This window comes from Mesorhizobium sp. M7A.F.Ca.CA.002.15.2.1 (genome assembly GCF_003998715.1).
GTDB classification, from domain to species: Bacteria; Pseudomonadota; Alphaproteobacteria; order Rhizobiales; family Rhizobiaceae; genus Mesorhizobium; species Mesorhizobium ciceri.
This window is the reverse complement of record NZ_RZPI01000039.1, coordinates 1-16,862: the sequence shown is the minus strand read 5'-3', so window position 1 is coordinate 16,862 and position 16,862 is coordinate 1. Positions and strand designations below refer to the sequence as shown.

Annotated in this window: 20 protein-coding genes; 9 read left to right on the top strand and 11 right to left on the bottom strand. The window is 63.2% G+C overall.

The genetic code is table 11. The features are described 5' to 3' along the window. The 3 genes from ENZ74_RS04520 to ENZ74_RS04510 all read right to left on the bottom strand — a co-directional run. On the bottom strand, positions 1-320 hold a 320-nt coding region (locus ENZ74_RS04520), incomplete at its 3' end, for a cell cycle transcriptional regulator TrcR (RefSeq protein WP_127312676.1). A gap of 485 nt (positions 321-805) precedes the next feature. Beyond that, positions 806-946 (bottom strand): DUF1127 domain-containing protein, encoded by a 141-nt coding sequence (locus tag ENZ74_RS04515; RefSeq protein ID WP_013529236.1) that lies wholly within the window; start codon positions 944-946, stop codon positions 806-808. Positions 947-1,107: 161 nt separating this feature from the next. Further along, on the bottom strand, positions 1,108-2,118 hold the full coding sequence (locus ENZ74_RS04510; RefSeq protein ID WP_013529235.1) for an NAD(P)H-quinone oxidoreductase: 1,011 nt from the start codon (positions 2,116-2,118) through the stop codon (positions 1,108-1,110). A 123-nt stretch (positions 2,119-2,241) separates the two neighbouring features. On the opposite strand from ENZ74_RS04510, the gene ENZ74_RS04505 reads away from it, so the two are divergent. From ENZ74_RS04505 to ENZ74_RS04495, 3 genes are all read left to right on the top strand, one after another. After that, complete coding sequence (locus tag ENZ74_RS04505; protein ID WP_063169161.1) at positions 2,242-2,436, top strand: DUF1192 domain-containing protein; 195 nt, start codon at positions 2,242-2,244, stop codon at positions 2,434-2,436. 89 nt (positions 2,437-2,525) lie between these two features. Further along, the gene (locus ENZ74_RS04500; RefSeq protein ID WP_024502978.1) at positions 2,526-3,773 is read left to right on the top strand and encodes an MFS transporter; all 1,248 of its coding nucleotides are present in this window, start codon (positions 2,526-2,528) and stop codon (positions 3,771-3,773) included. A 32-nt stretch (positions 3,774-3,805) separates the two neighbouring features. Next, positions 3,806-4,069 (top strand): metalloregulator ArsR/SmtB family transcription factor, encoded by a 264-nt coding sequence (locus ENZ74_RS04495; RefSeq protein WP_063169162.1) that lies wholly within the window; start codon positions 3,806-3,808, stop codon positions 4,067-4,069. A 5-nt stretch (positions 4,070-4,074) separates the two neighbouring features. Here the strand turns inward: ENZ74_RS04495 and ENZ74_RS04490 are convergent, their stop codons facing one another. Continuing rightward, the gene (locus ENZ74_RS04490) at positions 4,075-4,731 is read right to left on the bottom strand and encodes a glutathione S-transferase family protein (RefSeq protein WP_063169163.1); all 657 of its coding nucleotides are present in this window, start codon (positions 4,729-4,731) and stop codon (positions 4,075-4,077) included. A 94-nt stretch (positions 4,732-4,825) separates the two neighbouring features. Then, the gene (locus tag ENZ74_RS04485; RefSeq protein WP_063169164.1) at positions 4,826-5,662 is read right to left on the bottom strand and encodes an alpha/beta hydrolase; all 837 of its coding nucleotides are present in this window, start codon (positions 5,660-5,662) and stop codon (positions 4,826-4,828) included. Between the two features lie 98 nt (positions 5,663-5,760). Between ENZ74_RS04485 and ENZ74_RS04480 the strand changes: the two genes are divergently transcribed. The 3 genes from ENZ74_RS04480 to ENZ74_RS04470 all read left to right on the top strand — a co-directional run bounded on the left by ENZ74_RS04480 (position 5,761) and on the right by ENZ74_RS04470 (position 7,189). Then, positions 5,761-6,282 (top strand): helix-turn-helix domain-containing protein, encoded by a 522-nt coding sequence (locus tag ENZ74_RS04480; protein ID WP_013529229.1) that lies wholly within the window; start codon positions 5,761-5,763, stop codon positions 6,280-6,282. Positions 6,283-6,359: 77 nt separating this feature from the next. Then, the gene (locus ENZ74_RS04475; protein WP_013529228.1) at positions 6,360-6,593 is read left to right on the top strand and encodes a hypothetical protein; all 234 of its coding nucleotides are present in this window, start codon (positions 6,360-6,362) and stop codon (positions 6,591-6,593) included. A gap of 164 nt (positions 6,594-6,757) precedes the next feature. Beyond that, positions 6,758-7,189: a heme-binding protein gene (locus tag ENZ74_RS04470; RefSeq protein WP_063169165.1), complete on the top strand. Its 432-nt coding sequence runs from the start codon at positions 6,758-6,760 to the stop codon at positions 7,187-7,189. A gap of 263 nt (positions 7,190-7,452) precedes the next feature. Here ENZ74_RS04470 and ENZ74_RS04465 read toward each other — a convergent pair whose 3' ends face one another. The 3 genes from ENZ74_RS04465 to ENZ74_RS04455 form a co-directional block, all read right to left on the bottom strand. Next, positions 7,453-7,854, bottom strand: a complete 402-nt coding sequence (locus ENZ74_RS04465) for a hypothetical protein (protein ID WP_013529226.1) — start codon at positions 7,852-7,854, stop codon at positions 7,453-7,455. A 233-nt stretch (positions 7,855-8,087) separates the two neighbouring features. After that, complete coding sequence (gene rpmF, locus ENZ74_RS04460; RefSeq protein ID WP_008834724.1) at positions 8,088-8,270, bottom strand: 50S ribosomal protein L32; 183 nt, start codon at positions 8,268-8,270, stop codon at positions 8,088-8,090. Positions 8,271-8,410: 140 nt separating this feature from the next. Beyond that, positions 8,411-9,172, bottom strand: a complete 762-nt coding sequence (locus tag ENZ74_RS04455) for a transglycosylase domain-containing protein (RefSeq protein WP_013529225.1) — start codon at positions 9,170-9,172, stop codon at positions 8,411-8,413. Positions 9,173-9,394: 222 nt separating this feature from the next. Here ENZ74_RS04455 and ENZ74_RS04450 point away from each other — a divergent pair, with 222 nt between their 5' ends. The 3 genes from ENZ74_RS04450 to ENZ74_RS04440 all read left to right on the top strand — a co-directional run bounded on the left by ENZ74_RS04450 (position 9,395) and on the right by ENZ74_RS04440 (position 13,719). After that, positions 9,395-10,312 carry a polyprenyl synthetase family protein gene (locus ENZ74_RS04450; protein ID WP_063169166.1) on the top strand — a complete coding sequence of 306 codons (918 nt, stop codon included), beginning with the start codon at positions 9,395-9,397 and terminating at the stop codon, positions 10,310-10,312. Between the two features lie 146 nt (positions 10,313-10,458). Then, the gene (locus ENZ74_RS04445; RefSeq protein WP_063169167.1) at positions 10,459-11,265 is read left to right on the top strand and encodes a methyltransferase domain-containing protein; all 807 of its coding nucleotides are present in this window, start codon (positions 10,459-10,461) and stop codon (positions 11,263-11,265) included. Positions 11,266-11,379: 114 nt separating this feature from the next. Then, positions 11,380-13,719, top strand: a complete 2,340-nt coding sequence (locus ENZ74_RS04440; RefSeq protein ID WP_013529222.1) for a response regulator — start codon at positions 11,380-11,382, stop codon at positions 13,717-13,719. An 18-nt stretch (positions 13,720-13,737) separates the two neighbouring features. Here the strand turns inward: ENZ74_RS04440 and ENZ74_RS04435 are convergent, their stop codons facing one another. From ENZ74_RS04435 to ispG, 3 genes are all read right to left on the bottom strand, one after another. Next, positions 13,738-14,553 carry a Stf0 family sulfotransferase gene (locus ENZ74_RS04435; RefSeq protein WP_082826558.1) on the bottom strand — a complete coding sequence of 272 codons (816 nt, stop codon included), beginning with the start codon at positions 14,551-14,553 and terminating at the stop codon, positions 13,738-13,740. Positions 14,554-14,640: 87 nt separating this feature from the next. Beyond that, the gene (locus tag ENZ74_RS04430) at positions 14,641-15,495 is read right to left on the bottom strand and encodes a lytic transglycosylase domain-containing protein (protein ID WP_063169169.1); all 855 of its coding nucleotides are present in this window, start codon (positions 15,493-15,495) and stop codon (positions 14,641-14,643) included. 5 nt (positions 15,496-15,500) lie between these two features. Then, entirely contained in the window at positions 15,501-16,754 is a 1,254-nt protein-coding gene (gene ispG, locus ENZ74_RS04425; RefSeq protein WP_024502967.1) for a flavodoxin-dependent (E)-4-hydroxy-3-methylbut-2-enyl-diphosphate synthase, read from the bottom strand. Positions 16,755-16,862 lie beyond the last annotated feature (108 nt).

Sequence of the window (16,862 nt, the reverse complement as noted above, 5' to 3'; positions counted from 1 at the left end):
GCGTTCGGCCGGTCCTGGCGCTTCGACAGCGGCGTGTAGCGCGGACCCTTGCGCTTGGATTCGGGCACCCGCACCTTGGGGTCCGAAAGCTTCAGGCGCTGGTTCGGGTCCTTCTCGGCACGGGCGATCTCGTCGCGGGTCAGCTGTCCGGTCATGATCGGGTCCATGCCCTTGATGCCTTGCGCCGCTTCGCCATCGGCGATTGCCTTGACCTCGAGCGGATGCAGTCCGCAGAACTGCGCGATCTGCTCGAAGGAAAGTGCGGTATTGTCGACCAGCCAGACGGCGGTCGCCTTGGGCATCAGCAGCGTATTGGCCATTTTTACAAATCCTTCTCGTTCGCCCGCGTTCCCGCGCGGGCGGTGGTTTAGAGCCACCAAAATGGGAAATTCGCGGTCTGTATAACCGCTCTCGGGTCCTTTCGCAACGTTTTTGGAGCAAAGACCGGAAGCCGTGGGTACTTACCGAAAACGTTCCGCGCTCTTGAACAGAACGACAAGCTGGCTTCGCTGGCGAGTTCCGGTCTTGGCAAAGATCGGTTGAGATAGGGGCACCCCTGTCATGCCGGAGCCGCTGCTTCCATCAGGGTTCGCCCTTGTGAAAGCGCCGAGCCAAGATGCCATGCAGGAAACCGAGGTCAACCCTGCTCGATGGCCGGTATCGGTTGGGACGGTCGTTGATCTCCCGCCCAAAACGACAAAACCCGCCGGACTGGGTCCAGCGGGCTCGGAACCGCGACAAAGTTCGTCTGGTGCGGCTCTGGCTTCCACGGCTTGGGCCCGCCGGAGCGGACCAGGACGTGGCTTTAGATAGCCCTGCGGGCGATCTTTTCGATGTCGGCGCGGTTGATGCCGAGATCGCTGAGCTGACGTGCGTTGAGACGGTTCAGTTCGCGGACGGTCTCGGTGTACATACGCCAGTTACGGAAAGCGCGGATCGGGTTCATGGTAGTCCCTCCAGAATGATGTTCGTTTCGATGGTGCTCAAATAGGCGTCATCGATGAGGACTTGAATGGCTGATTTTGCATAGCAATGATGCAAATGCTGCATTGCAGCATTAAGCTTCTGTTCATCTTGTGGGCAGCGAGGCGCTGACCTCGCGCGCTGTCAGCCTACGTCGAGCACGATCTTGCCGATATGCTCACCCTCTTCCATGCGCTCATGCGCCCGCCAGGCTTCGCTGAGCGGGAAGATCATGTCCATCACAGGGGCAACCTTGCGCGTGCCGAGCAGCGGCCACACCTGCGCTTCCAGCGCCGCCGCGATCGCCGCCTTGAACTCGACGGTTCGCGGCCTCAGCGTCGAACCTGTGTGGGTAAGCCGCTTGACCATGATCTTCGAAAAGTCCGCGCTTGCGACAGCGCCGGCCTGAACGGCGATCTGGACGATGCGGCCTTCGACCGCCGCGGCCTCATAATTGCGCGCCACATAGTCGCCGCCGACCATGTCGAGGATGACATTGGCGCCTTTGCCACCCGTTGCCTCCTTCACCGCGGCGACGAAATCCGCCTCGCGATAATTGATCGCCCGGTCGGCGCCGAGCTTCAGGCAGGCGTCGCATTTCTCCTTGCTGCCGGCAGTGGTGATGACATAGGCGCCGAAGGCGGAGGCAAGCTGGATTGCTGTCGTGCCGATGCCGGACGAGCCGCCATGGACGAGCAGCGTCTCGCCTTTCTTGAGGCCGCCACGCTCGAACACATTGTGCCAGACGGTGAAGTAATTCTCCGGCACCGCCGCGGCTTCGGTGTGGGTGAAGCCGGCGGGCAACGGCAGCACGCTCCCTGCATGGACCTTGACATATTCGGCATAGCCGCCGCCGGGCGTCAGCGCACAGACGCGGTCGCCAATGCGCCAGCGTGATATGTCGTCGCCAAGGGCGGCGACTTCACCCGATGCCTCGAGGCCCGGCAGGTCGGATGCGCCGGGCGGTGGCGGATAGGCGCCTTTGCGCTGCTGGACGTCGGGCCGGTTGACGCCGGCGGCATGCACCTTGATCAGGATCTCGCCGGGGCCGGGCTGCGGCACGTCGCGTGTTTCCGGCTTCAGCACCCGAGGGCCACCCGGCTCCGAGATCGCGATGGCCGTCATCCTTGCCGGAATTTTCTGTCCGCTCGCCATGAGATTTCCCGTCTTTCCTCGCCGTTGTCCGATCGGCTGTTTGCATCGACGCCCCTGCCCTATGTATGCTGATTGCCAAATCAGGCAAATGGCCAATCTGGTCTTGGCGGAGGAGGAGCGACGATGGCGATCTTCGACGACGAACCCAAGAAGAAGGCGCGCCCGCACGAGATCGGGCAGGACCTGTCATTGCTTTCCGTCAGCGACTTGACTGAGCGGATCGGCATCCTGCGCGACGAAATCGCCCGCCTGGAAGCCGAACTCAAGGCCAAGGACACCACCAAATCCGCGGCCGAAGCACTGTTCCGCCGCAGATAGGCGCTCGGGCGTAAAGCCCGCCGCCGAAAAGCCCGAATGCGACTGTCTTCAGACCCAGCGTCCCCGCCAAACCTGAGCCGGATCAACCAATGTTCGCAACCTACCGACCGATCCTCTCGCTGCTTCGCGGCACCGCTTTCCTGCTCGCGGCATCTGGTTTGCATGGGCTGCTTCTGCCCCTGCGCGGTCAGTTGGAAGGCTTCTCGACCGCATCGCTCGGCCTGATGGGCACGGCCTGGGCCGGCGGCTTCGTCACCGGCTGCTTCTTCGCACCGCGCATCGTGCGCCGCGCCGGCCACGTGCGCGCCTTTGGCGCCTTTGCCGCATCCGGCGCCATCGTGGCGCTGCTCACCGGGCTGATCATCGACGAGTATGTCTGGATCCTGCTGCGCGCCTTCACCGGCTTCACCATGGCCGGCGCCTTCATGGTCATCGAAAGCTGGTTGAACGAGAAGGCCACCAACGAGAACCGTGGCACCGTCTTCGGCCTCTACATGATGGTGACTTATGCCTCGATCATGGGTGGGCAGATGATCGTCGCCGGCGGCGACGTGAAGTCCGCGTCGCTGTTCATGATCACCGGCATCCTGTTTTGCCTGTCGCTCATTCCGACGGCGGTCTCGACCGCCTCCCACCCCAAGCCGCTGCAGGATGTCTCACTTGATGTCAGGGGCCTTTATGCCAATTCGCCGGTGTCGGCGGTCGCTTGCGTGCTGATCGGCATCGCCAACGGCGCCTGGGGCACGCTTGGCGCAGTCTATGGTGCGCGCATCGGCATTTCCACGGCCGAGATCGCCCTGATGATGAGCCTTGTGGTCGTTGCCGGTGCCGCCATGCAGCTTCCGGCCGGGCGCCTGTCCGACAAGACCGACCGGCGCTTCGTGCTGGCGGGGGCGGCTTTCGGCGGGGCCTTCTTCGCGCTCATGATCTTCCTGTTCGAGCCACGCTCCGGCGTCTTCGTCATCGTCTTCACCGCCGCCTATGGCGCCTTCGCCTATACGCTCTATTCCATCGCCGTGGCGCATGCCAACGACCACGCGCGCTCGGAGGATTTCGTCAAGGTATCTGGCGGGCTGTTGCTGCTCTATGGCTTCGGCACGATGATCGGACCTTTGCTTGCGGCTGCCCTGATGGGCTGGATGCGCCCGGAAGGTCTGTTCCTGGCGACCGCCTTCGCGCATCTCTGCCTGGCGGGCTACACGCTGCTGCGCATCAGCCGCCGCGCGCCGGTGCCGATCGGGGATCGTGACGCCTTCAAGACGCAGCCGGCCGACCGCTCGGTCACCCCGGAAGCATTGCGGCTTGATCCCAGAAGAAAAGCAGAAGCAGACGGTTGAGATTCGAAAGGCTTTGCCTCACTAATACAGGCATGATGTTTTCCGACGCCTTCATGGCGATTGCCGATCCCAACCGGCGCCATCTTCTGGAAGAACTTCGCCGCGGCCCGAAAACCGTCACCGAACTGGCCGCCGGCTTGCCGGTCTCGCGCCCAGCCGTGTCGCAACATCTGAAAGTGCTGCTCGATGCCGGCCTGGTCCACGCCAAGCCGGAAGGAACAAGGCGCGTCTACACGGTGAGCGGCACTGGCTTCCTCAAACTCAACATCTGGCTCGATCAGTTCTGGGAAACCTGACCCGATCAACCGTTGTTGTAGGGGAAGAACTTGAAGTAGGGCTGCGCCTCCCCGATCACCCGAGCGAAGGCGGGGCGCTGCAGCAGGCGGTCGTGATAGCGCTTCACAGCCGGGTACCTGTCGCCCAACGGCTCGACCTTGTTGGCATAGAACAGCGCGGGGGAGGCTGCGCAATCGGCCATGGTGAAGCTGTCGCCCATCGCCCAGATCTTCGACTGCATGTCCTGTTCGATGATGGCGTAGGAATTGCGCAACCGGTCGCGAGCCTGCTCGACGCCGAACGGGTCGGTCTTGTCGCCGGGGCGCAACCGGTCGCCGACAATCTTCTGCATCGGCTCCTGCACATAGAAATCATAGAAACGGTCAGCTTGGCGGACGGCCAACGCCATGTCGATCTCGGCGGGAACGAGGTCGACCGGCCCCGGATAGTGCGCGGCCAGATATTCGACGAGGATGCTCGATTCCAGCACCGTACGGCCACGCGCATCGTCGCGCAGCGCCGGCATCTTGCCGGCCGGCGAGATCTTCAGGAAGGCCGCGCGCGATTCAGCATCGCCAAGGTCGACGATGACAGGCGTGAACGGCGTGGCGTTCTCGTACAGCGCGATCAACGGCTTCCAGCAGAAGGAGGCCAGCGGATGGAAATGAAGTGTCAGGGACATTTTTTGCTCGTCTGTTTCGTGGATTGTCGGTGGCCGCTACCCTGCGGCACGCCTGTTGCGGTTAGCCTTGTCCGTCAAACCAGCCTATGCTGCTTCAACCGGCTTGGACATGCGCGATGATCGCTGCGGACATCTCGGCCCAGTCGTCCGGATGCAGCTCGTGGCCGCCACCTTCGATGCGAATGAGTCTTGCGCCGGTGACCGTCTCGGCCAGCGCCTCGCCGTGTTCGACCGGAAAGATCGGATCCGCCGTGCCGTGAATGACCAGCAGCGGCGCCGCGATCTCGTGCAGGCGGCCCTTCCAGGCGGCGCCGCCCTTGAGCATGAAATGGTTGGTCGCGCTCAGGAAGCCGCCGGAGCGGTCGTAATCCTGCTCGACAAAGGCCCGTATCCCCGCCGCATCGAATGGATGCGTGGTGCTGGCGATCGCCCGTGCATCCCTGACGATGAAATCGACCACTTGACCACGGTCCGACCAATCGACTTTGGCGCCCTCGGCCGAGTGTTCCATGTAGGCTTCGGTCGTCCCGGGAAGGCCGGATGTGTCGATTCCCACCGGCGAACTGCTGATCACAGTCAGAGATACGACACGCGAGGGATGTTTCAACGCCACAAGCTGCGCGATCATGCCGCCCATCGACATCCCGACGACATGCGCCTTGCCGATGCCGTGGTCGTCCAGAACATGCATTGCATCGTCGGCCATATCATCGAACGTGTAGGGCGGCTCTCCCGGCTTGTATTTCGTCGAACGGCCGGTATCGCGATTGTCGTAGCGGATCACGAACAGGCCGGCACCGGCCAGTTTCCGGCAGAACGCCTCCGGCCACCACAGCATCGAGGCCATCGCTCCCATGATCAGCAACAGCGGCGGGTTCGCCGGATCGCCAAAGACTTCGGATATAATCTCAGGGCGTTCGGTGGTCCTCATCACGCAGTCTCCTCTCTGCAAAACTGATTGCATTTTGCAATCGGTTGCACGATAATAAAACTGCTACGATAATGCAACCGGTTTTGGAGAAAAATCTCATGAGCATGGATCGCCGGTCCGGGTGCCCGATCAATCTGTCGCTGGAAGTCTTCGGCGACCGCTGGAGCCTGATCATCCTTCGCGACATGATCTTCGGCGGCAGGCGCCATTTTCGCGAGCTGCTCAACGGATCGATGGAAGGCATCGCCTCCAACATCCTCGCCGACCGGCTGAAGCGCCTGATGGAGCTGGGCATGCTGACCAAGGCCGACGATCCCTCGCACAAGCAGAAGGCGATTTACAGCCTGACCGAGATGGCGATCACGCTGGTTCCGATCCTGGCCCATCTCGGCGCCTGGGGCCGCGTCTGGCTGCCGGTCAGCGACGAATTGTCGATCCGCGCCGAACTGCTGGAAAAGGGCGGACAGCCTATGTGGGACAAATTCATGGACGAGTTGCGGCACGAACATCTCGGCATGCCGCTCGATACAATGTCTGGCCCTTCTGTCCGCGCGACCTTGCAGGCCGCCTACGAGGCCGTGGTTGCCAGCAAGGCCCTCGCCGCCAGCCCGGCCGCGTAACCAACTTATTTTCCCGTTTTGGGGCCGGCTCTGCTAGAAGAAGCGGAAAATCACAATTCACGGGATTGGATAAGGTCTTGGTTGAGAACTCTCGGGATGCTGCCCGCGCACGCGCCGACCTGCGCTTCAAGAAGCAGGAAGAGGCGGCAACCGTCCGCCAGAAGGCGATGGCCGAATACGCCGCCGAGAGCGACGCCCGCCAGGCCAAGACCAACAAGCTGCGGGCACTGCGTCTCGCCAAGGAAGCGGAAGACCTCGCCAACGCGCCGGCGGAACCCGCCAAGAAACCGGCCCGCGCCAAGAAGAAGTAGCCCAGCCACGTCTGGAGCCATACAAGCGGCAACGCTTATCCGGAAGAGCCGGCGAAGGCTGTTTTCCATCCCGCCTTTTCACGCGAAGCAACTTCAACCGGAACCGGGATGTTATCTCACCCGCCGACGGTCGATGATCGACGCGTTTCAAACAGGAGACCGCCATGACCGCACTGCCGCTCGAAAAAGCCAGGCAAATCATCGAAACCGCCTTTGCCAAGGGCTCCGATCTCAAGCTCAAGCCGCTCGGCGTCTCGGTGCTCGACGCCGGCGGGCATCTGGTCGCCTTCCAGCGCCAGGACGGCGCCTCGTTCCTGCGTCGGCAAATGTCGGCCGGCAAGGCCTATGGTGCGCTCGCCATCGGCATGGGCTCGCGCAAAGTCGAGGCCTTCGCCAAGGAGCGCCCGCATCTCGTCGCCGGCATCTCGGACGTCTCGGGCGGGCGCGTGCTGCCGGTCGTCGGCGGCGTGCTGATCCGCGACAAGGCCGGTGCCATCATCGGCGCCGTCGGCATTTCAGGCGACACGTCGGACAATGACGAAGCCGCGGCAATCGCCGGCATCGAGGCCGCCGGTTTCACCGCCGATCCGGGGTGAGGTCGGGAACTTCGTCATCCACGGGCGGAGCAGGAGCGAGGCTCCGTCGCGCAGACCCGAGGATCCATTCCGTAACATCCGCCGTAGAGTGCAGCGGAGCAGAATTCTGGACCGCTGAAACGCTCACGTGTCGCGGCTTGGACCCTGGGGTCTGCGCCCGTCGCTACGCTCCTTGCTACGCCCTGGGATGACGACGTTAGGGGCGTTTGCGCCAACTGTCAGCGCAAGTGCCCGTCAAACTTCCGCCTTCCGCGCCGGGGGACCTAATTCAAATTGATGTCCCGGCTGGCCGACCGCATCGACACCGCGAATCCGGCCAGCACGTCGAACAGCGCGATGACCATCAGCGTGAAGAAGACGGAATGGGCCGCACCCTTCACCAGCAGGAATTCGACCAGGAAGGCCACGAAGACCAGCGTCGACAGAAGATGGTCCATGATCGAGGCGTTGGTGGTGCGCACCGACTTCGCCATTTCGAGGAACAGGAAGATCAGCCCAATCAGCACCATCAGATCGCCAAGCGTCATCGAGAACACGCCACCCGACATCATGCTGAATGAGAAGACCTCGCTTGCCCACGGATCGTCACCGCTGCCGAATATTCCCAGCAGTCCGAGATTGTAGAGCACGAAAGGCACGATCAGCAGCGGAATGGCACCGAACATCTGGCGTCTCCATGTGGGGGCAATCCTTTGTAGAATGCGCCACAGGCACGCCGTCAAGATGTTTCGATGGCAGCGTTGAACACGGTCGAAGACCGCACGCAACAACAATGTCAGCCGGTTGCCTGCAACGATTGCCGCCCACGCGTCGAGATGCGCGCTACCCCGCCCCCCAAACGCAAAAGGACCGGCCACTGGCCGGTCCTTTTGGAATTCAAACCTTTGGAAGGCTGGTCTCAGCTTTCCTTGGGCGTCAACACCTGGCGACCGCGATACATGCCGGTCTTCAGGTCGATATGGTGCGGACGGCGCATTTCGCCGGAATTCTTGTCCTCGACATAGGTCGGGGCCTTGAGGGCGTCGGCCGAGCGGCGCATGCCGCGCTTGGACGGAGAGGTTTTACGTTTCGGAACGGCCATGGATATGCTCCACTACATGGTCAAAAGCCCCGCCCGCCCTCGTGAAAGGGCCATGTCGGGGCCTAAATCTGAGAAAGTCGGGTGCCTATACACGCCCTGTGCCGTTTTGGCCAGCACTGGCGCGAATTTTTTTGGATCGGCTAGCGGAGACAACCGACATAGGCCCCCGAGCGGCCGGCTCGCCGCTCGATCAGATTGGCAAGCCGCCTCAGGCCAGGCCCGGGCTTGGCCGGATTGCGGGCGATCGGATTTGGCAAAGAGACCGCAAGCAGGGCGGCCTGCCGTCGCGACAGCTGTTTTGCCGAGACGCCGAAATGGTGCTGTGCCGCGGCCTCGATGCCGTAGATGCCCGGCCCCCACTCGGCGATGTTGAGATAGATTTCCATGATGCGCCGTTTCGACATCACCGCATCGAAATAGACGGCCAGCGGCAATTCGACCACCTTGCGCACCGAGCCCAGCGGCCGCGACCAGAGATACAGGTTCTTGACCGTCTGCATGGTGATGGTCGAGGCGCCGCGCGTCGCTTCGCCGGCCAGCGCATCGTCGACGACGCCTCTCAGCTCGCCGAGATCGACGCCACGATGAAAGCAGAACTGCCCGTCCTCCGACATGATGACGGAATTGGCCAGCACCGGCGACACGTCATCGATCGACACCCAGCGGCGGTCGTAACCGGAGAAGGTCGCCAGGTCCTTCAGCATCAGCGTCGAGACAGGATGCACGAAGAACGGCAGGTACAGAAATGTCAGCACGACCGGAATCAAGGCCAGCACCGCGGCCACGACGATGCCGCGCCGGACCCAGCGCTTGAGACCACGGCGGTTTACGCCCCGCGATCTCGTCGCCATGTCCAGCTTTTCGGTTTCATGATCGACGATCGGTTCCGCCAAGCCGCCCAACCCGTGCCAGAGAGCTCGTTTTGAAACGCGCTCCTGTGAGTCATGTGACGGTGTTTTCGAGAACCGGAGCGGAGCGTACATTAGAGTACGCAAGCACCGGAAGCGCAGAAAACGCCCTCAGATGACCGCAGGAGTAGAGTTTCCGAACGGGCTCATACTGCTCCGGCATAATGGCGCTTGCCTTCTTGCGCAACGTCTGAGTGTCGGCTACCGGTCCCGGCCATGACGAATGACGACCAAATGGCGTTCGAAATGGCGCTGATCAGGCGGGCAGCCGCCGTCGAGGTGCTGCTGCGGCGACTGCTCGACGACCGCGCGCTTTCGGGCGAGATCGCCCGGCCGGACCGGCTGATGGCGGCGATGCGCCATGGCGTGCTGAACGGCGGCAAGCGCCTGCGGCCCTTCCTGGTCATGGAAAGTGCCGCCCTTTTTTCCACCGACGGCGAGGCGGCACTGCGTGTCGCCGCCGCACTTGAATGCGTGCATTGCTATTCGCTGATCCACGACGATCTGCCCGCCATGGACGACGACGACCTGCGTCGCGGCCAGCCGACCGTGCACAAGGCCTTCGACGAGGCGACCGCGATCCTGGCCGGCGACGCCCTGCTGACGCTGGCCTTCGACATCATTGCCGGCGAGTCGACCGCGCTGCCGGCGGAGCGGCGGGCAGCCCTGGTGCTGGCGCTTGCCCGCGCCGCCGGAGCAGGCGGCATGGTCGGCGGCCAGAAGCTCGATCTCGAAGCCGAACAGACGCCGCCGGACGAGGCCGGCATCATCCGGCTGCAGGCGATGAAGACCGGCGCGCTGATCCGCTTCGCCTGCGAGGCAGGCGCCCTCATCGCCGGCGCCCCGGCCGATGACCGCGAGCGGCTGGCCGAATTCGGCTCGGCGATCGGTCTTGCCTTCCAGCTTGCCGACGACCTGCTCGATTTGACCGCCGACGCCAGCCAGATGGGCAAGGCGACCGGCAAGGACGCCGCCGCCGGCAAGGCGACGCTGGTGGCCTTGCATGGTGCAAATTGGGCACGCGGCCAGCTGCACGGCCTCGTCCAACAGGCGCATGCGCTGCTTGAGCCCTATGGCGACGATGCCCAGTTGCTGAAAGAAGCGGCGACATTCGTGGCGGCGCGTAACAGCTAAGGTTGGTGCCAGCCGGAACATCGAGCTGATTGCACGCACGTCCCCGCCGGCCGGTTCTGAAATAGAACTTGAGCGGAAGCCTGCCGAGGCAGAGGATTGACATCCGCACGGCAAGCACGCGGTGCGGATAAGAGTTGGAGGATGCCATGTCGACCACCGACAAGCTGTTCAGCGGTTCCATTCCCGAGATCTACGACCGGGCGATGGTGCCGCTGATCTTCGAGCCATATGCGCGGGATCTGGCGGAGCGGGTGTCGAAGCTCGGGCCGCAATCGGTGCTCGAAGTGGCGGCGGGCACCGGTGTGGTGACACGTGCGCTCGCAGCAAAGCTGCCGGCGCAAGCGCGCATCGTGGTCACCGACCTCAACCAGCCCATGCTCGACCACGCACGCACGCGGATGGTGGACGATCCTCGCATCACCTGGCAGCAGGCCGATGCTCAGGCGCTGCCCTTCGAGGACGCACAGTTCGACGCCGTGGCCTGCCAGTTTGGCGCGATGTTCTTCCCCGATCGGGTGGGCGCCTACGGGCAAGTTCGGCGCGTGATGCGGCTGGGCGGACACTTCCTGTTCAACGTCTGGGGTGCCATCGAAGAGAACGAGTTTGCCGATGAGGTGACGCGGGCGCTCGGCCATTTTTTCCCGGCCGATCCGCCTCGCTTCATGGCAAGGACACCGCATGGCTATCACGATGCGGACGTCATCCGCGCCGACCTGCATGCCGCCGGCTTCCGTAACATTACCATAGAGCCGCTGGATGCCGTCAGCGCCGCTTCCTCGCCATATGAGGCGGCCACGGCCTATTGCCAGGGCACGCCCCTGCGGGTCGAGATCGAGGCGCGCGGTGGCTCGCTGGAGGAGGTGACGCGATACGTGGCGAATGCCCTTGGGAAACGGTTCGGGGAAGGCCCGGTGAGTGGCCGCATCCGCGCCCTCGTCGTGGACGCGGCCTAGGCGCGCTGTCCATCCGGCGGCTCGCACGGCTCGCCTGCCCGAACGAACGAAATTTTAATGTAAATGAAGCGTAATCCCGGCCATTAAAATGGTGCGTATGTGTTGGGGTTGCGCATGCCTGAATATTCGTCCTTCATCCGGTCGGTCCGGATCCGCTATATTTCAGGGTTGCTGATCTTCGCGCTGGCTTCCGCCGGCATCGTGATTGCGCTTGATCGCGTCAATTCCTTTCGCCGCGACATCGATGCGCTGAGCAGCAATCTCGTCATCTTCACCCGAGACCTGCGCAACGCGACCAGCTTTGCCGAGACGACCGGCACCGCCTGGCGGGCGGAGACACGCGATGCCCTGACCACATCGGCGCGCGGCCATTCGGAGCGCCTGACCGGCGAGATCGAGACGCTGACCGCCCAGCTTGCGGCGATCAAGCCGCGGCTGTCGATCAAAACCGTCGACGAACTCCAATCCGCTTCAGTTAACGGCGATCTGTTCTGGTCGCCGCGCGACATGGTGCGCAATTTCAACCTGATGTCGGTGGCGCAGAAGGTCGACGAGTGGAGCTATCGCGAAATCCGCAACCAGAATGACCTGTTCGCCCAACCCATGCTGGTTCGCGTCCGCACCGCCATGGATGATGAGCGCCATCTGGCCGATGCCTCCAGCGACAGGCTGTTGTTGTGGGCCAGCGGCATCCTGTTCGCGGCCCTTGCCATCGTCGCCTTCTGGATCTTCCGCCCGATGGAAGTGGCGATCCGCCGCGCCTTTGCCGAATCCGCCGAATCCCTGTTCAAGGCCGAGGCCGCCGACCGCGCCAAATCGGAATTCCTGGCCAATATGAGCCACGAGATCCGCACGCCGATGAACGGTGTGCTCGGTATGGCCGAACTGCTGGCCAAGACCGATCTGACCCCACGCCAAAAGACCTTCACCGACGTTATCGTGAAGTCCGGCAACGCGCTGCTCACCATCATCAACGACATCCTCGACTTCTCCAAGATCAATGCTGGCCAGCTCACCCTCGACCCTGCTCCCTTCCGCCTTTCCGAGGCGGTCGAGGACGTGGCGACGCTGGTCTCGGCGCGCGTCGCCGAAAAGAACCTCGAACTGATCGTGCGCGTCGATCCGCGCCTGCCGGCCCATGTCGTCGGCGACGCCGGCCGGTTCCGGCAGATCATCACCAACCTGCTCGGCAACGCAGTGAAGTTCACCGAGAAGGGTCACGTGCTGATCGACGTCGGCGGCGAGATCGTCAACGACGTGGTCCAGCTCAAGATCCGCGTCGAGGACACCGGCATCGGCATACCGGCCGAGAAACTGCAGAACGTGTTCGAAAAATTCGCGCAGGTCGACGGCTCGTCCACCCGCCGTCACGAGGGCACGGGGCTGGGCTTGGCCATCGCAGCACGCCTCGTCGACCTGATGGCAGGCAAGATCGGCGTCGAGAGCGAGATCGGCCGCGGCTCGGTGTTCTGGTTCGCGGTGCCGCTGCCCGCGCATCAGGCCGCGGCGCGCGACGAGATCGTGCCGGTCGACGTCACCGGCGCGCGCGTGCTGGTCATCGATGACAATCCGGTCAACCGCGAAATCCTGCTCGAGCAGCTCAGAAGCTGGAGCTTCGACTGTGCCGCCGCCGAAAGCGGCGCCGTCGGCCTGGCCTTCCTCGATCGCGCCTTTCAGTTGGGCGCCGCCGTCGACTGCATCATCCTCGACTACCAGATGCCCGGCATGAACGGCGCCGACGTCGCCAGGGCAATTGCTTCCGACAGCCGGCTGTCCTCCATCCCGGTGGTGTTGCTGACCTCGGTCGACCAGGTCGATTTCGGCAAGATGATCATCGACTTCGGCATTGCCGCGCATTTGACGAAGCCGGCGCGCTCTGCGGTCCTGCTCGGCACCGTTATTTCGGTCGTGCAGAAGGCCCGTTCGCAGGTCGGCAAGGCGCAGTTTGTCCGCGAACCGATCGTCCAGGCTCCCCCGGCAGCGCCGCCTGCCTTTACCGTCATCCGCGGCCCGGCGCTGCCAGTCGCGGCAGCACCGGAATCGACAACCACGCCGAACGGACCGATCGACATCCTGATTGCCGAGGACAACGACGTGAACCAGCTGGTCTTCGGCCAGATCCTCAATGGCTTGGGCTTGAGCTACCGCATCGCCGGCAACGGCCGCACGGCGGTCGAGATGTACCGGGCGCTGCGCCCCAAGCTGATCCTGATGGACGTCTCGATGCCGGAGATGAATGGCTACGAAGCGACCCGCGCGATCCGGGCCATGGAGACCTCGACGGGCACCCACATTCCGATCATCGGCGTCACCGCGCATGCGCTGAAGGGCGATCGCGACAAGTGCATCGAATCGGGCATGGACGACTATCTGCCGAAGCCCGTTTCGCCCGACCGACTGGGCACCAAGATCGGCACCTGGCTCAGCGAGACCGTGGTGGCCAAGACGGCCTAGCCTGCCTCCATCGATGCATCAGGCGGCTGCGTCGAGGCGATAGCGGCGCATCCAGTCGAGGCTGGTGTCGTCGGAGAGCTTTGCGACGCCGGGCCTTACATCTTCGGCGTCTGGTGCTTGGACATCCAAGACTTCACAGATGCCTAGCAACGTCGCCGCCGGATTGCTCGAAAGGCGCTCGTAGCCAACCCGAAGCGGGGTTATGCCTTGCTCAGCGAACCAAATGTTCCATGCCGCATCATAGGTCTCGAGTACCTCGACCTCACGCCTGATCCGCTCGAAATCATATTGGGGCTCTTTCGGCGGTGCGACCCTTTCGATCTCGGTGCCGTCGGGAGCGATATGCCAAAGACCGGTCTGCTCTGCCTTGATCAGGGAGACAGCCTGCGCAAGCTTGTCCTCCCGCGAGAGGTGTATGTAGAGAACATTGCCGAATGCTCTTTCGAACCGTGCTCTGTCGGATGACAGTTTTGGGAAAATCCGGCCGAGGATCGCCGAAAGCTCATCCAGATTTTCGCGCATCAAGCGGAGACCGAAGAGGCCGGTCCCACCCTTGCCAGCGGCGATCGTAGCATTGAGGTAAGCGGCATCGAATTCGCGCTCGCTCATCGCGGCGCGATCGAGCAGCTTCCACTCTTCGGCCCACTCCACCACGTCCTGGCGCCGATAAAACGAATGTGGATCGCCGGCGGTCTTGGTGGACGCCAGGAGCTTGCACAGCAGCGTGCTTCCGGTCCTCGGTGTGCCGCAGATAATGTATCCATCGAACATGTTGTGCCCACGCGGCTTGTCAAAGGCAGGGGCTGTCGCTCCTGGTAAGATGACCGCCGCCATAGCTGAAATCCTTGGTGGATGCGACGTCACGGCTGTCGCTTTCTAAATGCCTCTCTCAGACAAAATACCCTGCCGGCAGGGGTCAAATCACCGGTTGCGCACCACCACGCATGCCCCACCGATGCTTTGCAATTTCTGGCAGATGACGTTTGCATCGGCGCGGTGGTCGACACCGATCCTGACCGCATAGATACCCCGCCGGCCGATCGGCGTGCGCACCCGGCTGACCACTGGATCGTGCCCGTTGAGCAGGGCCGGGAACCGGCTCCTTATCCTGAGCCACTGGTTGATCGCGGCACTGCGGCGGAAATTGCCGGCCACCTGGATGCCCCACGGCTTTACGTTGATCGAGGCCATCGCCACGGTCCGCGACATGATCACCGGCAGTTTTCGGCAAGCGACGGCAAAATCCGCCTTAGCGTCGAGCGGTTCGACCCTTCCGGCATAGGCTCGGTCGGTGAACTTGTCGGCTGGTTCGCCCATGATGTCGAAGACATAGCTTTCGGTTTCCATCGGCAGGAAACCGCCGGAACTGAGCCAGCGCGACACCCGGCTCTCGCCGGCATTGTAGGCGGCGGCCGCCAGGCCGAGATTGCCGTAGCCGGTTTTCATTTCGGCGAGATATTTCGCCGAAGCCGGGATCGCCTGATTGATGTCGAAGGAATTGGCAAGCCCGCGCATCTTGGCGGTTCCCGGCATGAACTGGGCAATGCCTTCGGCGCCGACGGGACTGACGGCGTTGGGATCGAAACGGCTCTCCTTCCAGATCAGCCGGGCGAAGAAATCCCTGGGCAAACCATTCTGGTCGGCATGCGCCTGGATCAGGTTGCAGACCTTGTCGATAAGCCGTTGCTTGGCGGATTGCGGCGGATCGGCCTGAGCCAGTGTCGACCAGACTAGCCCACACAGCAGGACCAGCGTCGCCCACAGGAAACGCTGCATTTGACCTACTCTGCCGCGGCCTTGCCGCCGCGACCGAACCGCTGTTCGATATAGTCGGCGACCATTTTCTCGAAATCCGCCGCGATCGACGGTCCGCGCAGCGTCGCCGCCTTCTTGCCGTCGACGAAGACAGGCGCCGTCGGCGTCTCGCCGGTGCCGGGCAGCGAAATGCCGATATCGGCATGCTTGGACTCGCCCGGGCCGTTGACGATGCAACCCATCACCGCGACCTTGAGGTTCTCGACGCCGGGATATTTGTCGCGCCACACCGGCATGTTCTTCCTGAGATCTGCCTGGATGTTCTGAGCGAGCTCCTGGAACACGGTCGAGGTCGTGCGGCCGCAGCCGGGACACGCGGCGACGATCGGCACGAACTGCCTGAACCCCATCGTCTGCAGCAATTCCTGCGAAACCTGCACCTCGCGCGTGCGGTCGCCATTCGGCTCCGGCGTCAGCGAGATGCGGATGGTGTCGCCGATGCCTTGCTGCAGCAGGATGCCCATGGCGGCCGACGAAGCGACGATGCCTTTCGAGCCCATGCCGGCTTCAGTCAGGCCGAGATGCAGTGCATGGTTGGAGCGGGTGGCGAGCTCGGCATAGACGGCAATCAGGTCCTGCACGCCGCTGACCTTGGCCGACAGGATGATTTTCTCGCGGCCAAGGCCGATCTCTTCCGCCATCTCGGCCGAGAGAATGGCCGACTGCACGATCGCCTCGCGCATCACCTCTTGCGCCGTCAGCGGAAAACCCTTGTCCTGGTTGTCGTCCATCAGCCGGGTCAAAAGCTCCTGGTCGAGCGAGCCCCAGTTGACACCGATGCGCACCGGCTTGTCATGCCTGATCGCCATCTCGACGATGTCGGCGAACTGCCGGTCCTTCTTGTCCTTGAAGCCGACATTGCCGGGGTTGATCCGATATTTGGCCAGCGCCTCGGCGCAGGCCGGGTGATCGGCCAAGAGCTTGTGGCCGATATAGTGGAAATCGCCGACCAGCGGCACGTTGATGCCAAGCCGCTGAAGCCGCTCATGAATGCGCGGTACGGCGGCGGCACTCTCGTCGCGATCGACGGTGATGCGCACGATCTCGGAGCCGGCCCGGTGCAGTGCTGCGACCTGCGCGACGGTCTGGTCGATATCGGCCGTGTCGGTGTTGGTCATCGATTGGACGACAACGGGCGCGCCGCCGCCGACGACCACGCCGCCGACATCGACGCCGACCGAGGTGCGGCGGGGGAAAGGAGAGGAAAAATATCCGGTCATGCCGGCAGCCTTTTGTCTCTGGAGCATCTTGTGTCCTGCATGGGCGCACAACGACGCCCCGGGCCGATGCGCTGAGGTCCGGGCATGAGGTGGAGGAGCAAAGATGGC

Excerpts from the sequence above, each read along its gene's own strand:
- ENZ74_RS04465 (WP_013529226.1), bottom strand. The coding sequence starts at position 7,854 with ATGTTCGGTGCCATTCCGCTGCTGATCGTGCCTTTCGTGCTCTACAAT.
- ENZ74_RS04490 (WP_063169163.1), bottom strand. The coding sequence starts at position 4,731 with ATGTCCCTGACACTTCATTTCCATCCGCTGGCCTCCTTCTGCTGGAAG.
- ENZ74_RS04500 (WP_024502978.1), top strand. The coding sequence starts at position 2,526 with ATGTTCGCAACCTACCGACCGATCCTCTCGCTGCTTCGCGGCACCGCT.
- ispG (WP_024502967.1), bottom strand. The coding sequence starts at position 16,754 with ATGACCGGATATTTTTCCTCTCCTTTCCCCCGCCGCACCTCGGTCGGC.
- ENZ74_RS04515 (WP_013529236.1), bottom strand. The coding sequence starts at position 946 with ATGAACCCGATCCGCGCTTTCCGTAACTGGCGTATGTACACCGAGACC.
- ENZ74_RS04480 (WP_013529229.1), top strand. The coding sequence starts at position 5,761 with ATGAGCATGGATCGCCGGTCCGGGTGCCCGATCAATCTGTCGCTGGAA.
- ENZ74_RS04445 (WP_063169167.1), top strand. The coding sequence starts at position 10,459 with ATGTCGACCACCGACAAGCTGTTCAGCGGTTCCATTCCCGAGATCTAC.
- ENZ74_RS04450 (WP_063169166.1), top strand. The coding sequence starts at position 9,395 with ATGACGAATGACGACCAAATGGCGTTCGAAATGGCGCTGATCAGGCGG.
- ENZ74_RS04505 (WP_063169161.1), top strand. The coding sequence starts at position 2,242 with ATGGCGATCTTCGACGACGAACCCAAGAAGAAGGCGCGCCCGCACGAG.
- ENZ74_RS04440 (WP_013529222.1), top strand. The coding sequence starts at position 11,380 with ATGCCTGAATATTCGTCCTTCATCCGGTCGGTCCGGATCCGCTATATT.
- ENZ74_RS04435 (WP_082826558.1), bottom strand. The coding sequence starts at position 14,553 with ATGGCGGCGGTCATCTTACCAGGAGCGACAGCCCCTGCCTTTGACAAG.
- ENZ74_RS04495 (WP_063169162.1), top strand. The coding sequence starts at position 3,806 with ATGATGTTTTCCGACGCCTTCATGGCGATTGCCGATCCCAACCGGCGC.
- ENZ74_RS04485 (WP_063169164.1), bottom strand. The coding sequence starts at position 5,662 with ATGAGGACCACCGAACGCCCTGAGATTATATCCGAAGTCTTTGGCGAT.
- ENZ74_RS04430 (WP_063169169.1), bottom strand. The coding sequence starts at position 15,495 with ATGCAGCGTTTCCTGTGGGCGACGCTGGTCCTGCTGTGTGGGCTAGTC.
- ENZ74_RS04470 (WP_063169165.1), top strand. The coding sequence starts at position 6,758 with ATGACCGCACTGCCGCTCGAAAAAGCCAGGCAAATCATCGAAACCGCC.
- ENZ74_RS04510 (WP_013529235.1), bottom strand. The coding sequence starts at position 2,118 with ATGGCGAGCGGACAGAAAATTCCGGCAAGGATGACGGCCATCGCGATC.
- rpmF (WP_008834724.1), bottom strand. The coding sequence starts at position 8,270 with ATGGCCGTTCCGAAACGTAAAACCTCTCCGTCCAAGCGCGGCATGCGC.